General features: G+C 35.0%; 3 protein-coding genes. All 3 read left to right on the forward strand.

Annotated features, from left to right (window positions below; all coding sequences use genetic code 11):
* Positions 1-676 (forward strand): hypothetical protein (locus AC1DPQ_RS16060; RefSeq protein ID WP_477610223.1); only part of this gene is annotated, 676 nt, incomplete at its 5' end.
* Between the two features lie 91 nt (positions 677-767).
* Positions 768-2,906: a glycoside hydrolase family 172 protein gene (locus AC1DPQ_RS16065; protein ID WP_477580315.1), complete on the forward strand. Its 2,139-nt coding sequence runs from the start codon at positions 768-770 to the stop codon at positions 2,904-2,906.
* A gap of 13 nt (positions 2,907-2,919) precedes the next feature.
* Positions 2,920-5,583, forward strand: a 2,664-nt coding sequence (locus tag AC1DPQ_RS16070) for a formylglycine-generating enzyme family protein (RefSeq protein WP_477610225.1), incomplete at its 3' end; no start/stop codon positions are given.

The raw sequence follows: 5,583 nt of genomic DNA on the forward strand, positions 1-5,583 counted from the left end.
TGTAATGGGCCCCAAAGGGAAATGGAAATTGAAAAATACAAAAGGAGTAAAAATTATTTCAAAAAATAAAGGCTCAATTCCAGCACAAATTATAGTTCAAAAAACAGATGTTGGAGAACCTATTACAGATATTATGATTGATTTGGAATATACAGGTGAAAAATTTATATCCGAATTAGGAGAGATGAATGCGGAAGACAAACCAGTTGTTTTTTCGTATAAAAAATTTGAACTGCAAACTCCTTGGGAATTACAATGGTATAAAATAGATTCTACCAATGATCCTATTAAACAACCGGAAGTATACCGAAAAATATTACAACAGAAACCAATAAAGACAGGAGTATTCAAAGAGTTACAACCGGGATTATGGCGCAATKACAAAGCATATAATGAACTGCCTACTGATAATCTTGTAGATGTTGCCACTACCAAAATAAATTTATCATATAAGGGTGATTATACCATAGGTATTTCGGTTGCCTATGCTGTAAAGATTTATGTAGACGACAAAATAGTAATTAATGTAGATGATTTATCCAAATTAGTGAATGACGCAGATTACTATCACGAAGCAAAAATTACGCTGACAAAGGGTATACATATAATAAGAGTAGAGCGTGTTCAGTACGGGAATTACGATTTATTGCAATTTCATTTTGCCCCTTCGTCGTAATAAAAATTTCATATTCCATTTTTTAATATATATCACATAATTAAACTTAATAATAAGGGATTGAAGCTCCTTATCTTATAAATTATATTAAATGAAAAAATCATATCTTCTGTTCATAGGGATTATTTTATTTGTTGTGATGTCATTTAAAACATTATCTGAAAATAAAATTATTAGTATTGCCAGTTTGCTTAGTGAAATGGTTGACAGAGATAATTTGGCGCGTTTTCCAGCGCATAAATATACTTGTGCCCAGTTTAGTAGTTATGACAGGGCTACAGTTTCTCCGAATCAGGAAGGTTGGTTTGCGAACTGGGATCGATCCATGTTTATTCGTACGGAGTCACGAGGAAACAAGAAGGAGTATGTAATGATGGATACAGATGGTCCGGGATCGATTGTTAGGTTTTGGATGACATTTGCAGGAAAAGATTGCGGCAAAGGTATTCTACGGATCTATATTGATAATGATAGTATTCCTGTTATTGAGGGAGGAGCAATGGATATTTTAAGTGGTGACAAGTTGGCTAATAGTCCGTTAGCTACTTCGGTTTCTCGTTTATCCAAATATGAAACAAGAGGACATAATTTATATTTTCCAATACCTTATGCTAAACATTGTAAAGTAACCTATCAATCAGATAATATAAAAGATGCTGGTGCAAAAACCGGTGGTGAAGCCGTTTATTATAATATAAATTACCGTACGTATGAGAATGGCACAGATATAACAAGCTATTCACCATCCGAAAAGAATAAAACGCAAGCAGTAACAACTGCCACTGAAAATACATTGTCTCAATTTAAAAAGACAATTGCTGTTCCAACAGAAAAATATAAGTTCATTGGTAAAATTAAACCCAATGATAAATTGAGTATTTCTTTTTATGGCTCAAAAGCAATTCGTAAAATCTCTATTAAATTAAACGCAAAAAATCTAGAACAAGCATTGCGTAGTACAGTTCTTAATGTTACTTATGATGGCGTTGATAATAAACAGGCATCTCCTTCTGTTTGGTGTCCGGTAGGAGATTTTTTTGGAACAGGTTATCAAATAAGAGAAATAAATACTTGGTATACCGAGGTTAATAAAGATGGCGTTTTGTCTGCGTGGTGGGTAATGCCGTTTGAAAAAAATTGCACTGTGAATGTAATAAACTTGGGAGACCAAAATGTTGAAGTGAGCAAGGGAGAAATTGAAGTTGGTTCTTGGAAATGGGAAGAAAACAGTATGTATTTTGGGGCATACTGGAAAGATTTCTATCATCTAAAAACGGGTGAAATGAAAAACAATTCAGGTACAGCTGGAGCTCCATTCGATATGAATCACGTTACTCTTTCTGGAAAGGGGATATTTGTTGGTGATGCTGTTACACTATTTAATACTGTTTATGCATGGTGGGGTGAAGGAGACGAAAAAATATATGTAGATGGAGAAAATTTTCCGTCACATATTGGTACGGGTACTGAAGATTATTATGGTTATGCTTGGTGTCGTCCTGAAAAAATTGTGAATCATCCGTTTATTGCACAACCGGATGGAAGCGGAAATTTTGTGCCTGGATATACGGTTAATTCACGTTACCGCTCGCTTGATGCTATCCCTTTTGAGAGAAGTTTTAAATTCGATATGGAAATGTGGCATTGGACACGTGCAACAATTGATTATGCCACTGTTTGCTTTTATTACCTAGAAAACCACTGTAAAGATCCAAATAGTAAACCGGATGTTGAAGGTGCAAAAAGACCTGTTGCAATAAAGCGTACCGATATTATTTCGCCTGAAATTGAGTACAATAAAGAAATTAAACCACTTAGTATTCAGGCTGAAAGTATGATTTTTAAGAAAGCCACTGGTGGTGAATTTGCATATGATAATAATGTGAAAACCAGTTGGGCAGATAACATGATAGTGGATTGGTACAATGCCAAAATAGGTAACAAATTAGAACTTGTATTTATTTCAAAAGCAAAATATACGCTACCAGTAAGCGCTGTCTTTACTGTTGCAAACAACTCTGGAAAATTCAAATTTACACTCAATAATAAAAGTGTTGTGTTTGATTTAATATCAGATAAAGCTGGATTAAAGACTATCAACCTTGGTTTAATAAAGCTAAATAAAGGAGAAAACAAGATTGGTGTTGAGGTTATTAATGCTCCGCCAAGTAGAACAAACGCAGTAGAATTTGGTTTTGACCAACTTTTGTTTGGATCTACAATAAAATAATAAGCTATAAACAATGAAGAAAATCATTCCACATTTGATAAGCTTTTTGTTTGTGTTTTGTTGTGTAAAAACACAAGGACAATCATTAAAATCAATAGAATTAGGACAAAATAAAAATAAGGGACTTGAAATTAAAAGTCTGAATCGTTTTCAAACACCAGGATATGAAATTCCTTTAGTTTCATTTTTAGTAAACGACAAGCCTTTCAGTACCACTATGGGAAAAGCTGAAAACGGTTCGGTGGTGTTCAGTAATAAATTACGAATTAATTATACTTTTGAAAAGGCCGATAAATGGGGTATTAAAGCTAAAATCACCTTTGTAAATGAAGGGAAGGATACACTTCGTATAGGTAATATCGTTCCGTTTGGTGAGTCGGAGAAACATGTCTATATTACTGCATTTGGTAACGATGGATTGTCACGAACCCATTTGTTTCGGCCTAATTATAAGCCAGTTAATGTCATTGTTCCGGATAATGCATGGGAGTTGGGTTTTGCTACGATCAATTGTGATAACGGAAATAGTTTTTGTGCATTATCGCGCCGTGATAAAAGTAGTGTAAGTAATGGTGAGGTAAGACGTTTTGAAACCAAATTGAACCCTGAGGGTGGTGTAACTTTCAATCTTTGGTTTGCGGATTATATTGGTACTTGGCAAGATGGTTTACGGTTGATGTTTCAAGATCGTATGCTATATGATGTAGAACCAGGAACATTTGACAATTCGATGTACGAACGTGAGGATTTAAAATGGGTTCGCAATGTGTATGCCGGACATTTTTTAGCAGCATGGCATAGTTATTTCTACGATGCGGACAAAACGGCTTATCAGTACGAAGATTTCAACAAGCAGATAAAACAACTTTACGGTGGTGATGATTATACTATTCTATGGCATGGATGGCCTATGATGGGTATGGATCAACGTAATCAGTTTGATGTTTTCAAAAGTTTGCCAAAAGGTATTGATGGTGTAAGAGATCAGTCCCGAATGGCCCTCAACAAATTCAACAACAAATTATTTACAGCTTTTATGCCTTGGGATTTACCTGCAGGGACAAACCAGATGTATAACAGTACTCGAATTGAACCTTTATTTGATGGTTTGGCCAAAGTGGTTAAACAAGCAGAATTATGGGGGACAATGTTTGACACTCGAAGTGAGTCTAAAGTAGAGATGCAACAGGCTGTAGATGCACAGCGCAAAGGGTTTGTCATTTTTCCGGAAGGAATGTCAGCGCCTAGAGACATGCAAAATTGTATTATAGGTCGTGTACATGCGGCATTATCTTACCCCCCAATGCTGAATTTAAATAAACTGATTAAGCCTGATTTTACCATTTTGCGTCAGGCTGTTCTTGATACTACAACAGTTAAAAGAGATATGGCTATTTCTTTCTTCAGTGGGTATGGAGCTGAAATGCATTTGTATATTTCTCCAAAAACGGATTGGGTACATGACTTATACAGTTATTATGGTCGTATGACACAGTTGTTGCGCAACAATCACAATTGTTTTCAAGATAAAAACTACAGTCCGATTATTCCAACAACAGTTGATGATATTTGGGTAAATAAATGGGATAATAACAATAAGACAGTATACACGATTTATTCTGTTGATCCAAAAGGGCATAATGGTCCATTATTTGAAGTGCTTCCAGAAACTGGATATCATTTTGTTGACTTGTGGAATAATCAGGAATTAGTACCCGTTTCGAATGGTGGAAAATGGCTTATTCCGGCCTCTATTGATTCATTTGATGCAGCTTATAAAGGAACAAATGCTGAAGGGGAAGTGGGTTGTATTGCAAAATTGCCTAAGTTCCTTGAATCTAAAAAAACGAATGATAATTTAAGCGTTTATTCTTCAAAAGGCAGCAGTATCAAGGTATGGAAGGGTTCTCCGGCTTATAATAAAACGCCTTTAACACTACCCGTAGGAAAGTATAATTTAAACATACAAAAAGATTTGGCTTTTTATCAAGGAGACATTGTTGTTCAGCTTTTTGACCATGATATTTTGCTTGACGAACTAATTGTAAAAGGATCCAAAAAAGAACCAGTTCTAGTTTACAGGCCATTTAGCAAACCCGCTGATAAGACAGATTATCAATCGCAAAATATGAACGTAAAACTAGAGAGACAAAATGACTTACTGTTTGTAAATGCGGGCGAAGGTGAAATTAAAATTACAGCTGTTGATCAAATGGCTTTAGCTCCCTTATTATTAAAATCGGGTAATAATCGAATAAAATTATTTGATGTTTTTGGACAATATGAGGGCAATTTCAAAATTGAACTGTATAAAAACAATAAAGTGATAGACAACTGTATTGTAGGCATCCCTTATGGGTATTTACGTTTATTACATGAGTCAACCAAAACGCCAAAAGCAGCCAGAACTCCTGAAGGAATGGCTGAAATTCCTTCAGGTACATTTGTCTTTAAAGCAGAGCAAGAATTTCATTGGTTTACAAAACAACCTGTTGAGGATACAGCCAGAAAGGTAACACTTCCACGTTATTTTATTGATAGAAAACCTGTGACAAACAAACAATATCAGGCTTTTGTAAAGGCTTCAAATTATAAACCAAAAGATAGTGAAAACTACCTAAAACATTGGGTAAATGGAGAAATACCTCAAGGGCAAGAGAATTACCCTGTATGTTAT

It is taken from the genome of Pedobacter sp. 01T416_2 (genome assembly GCF_056398925.1).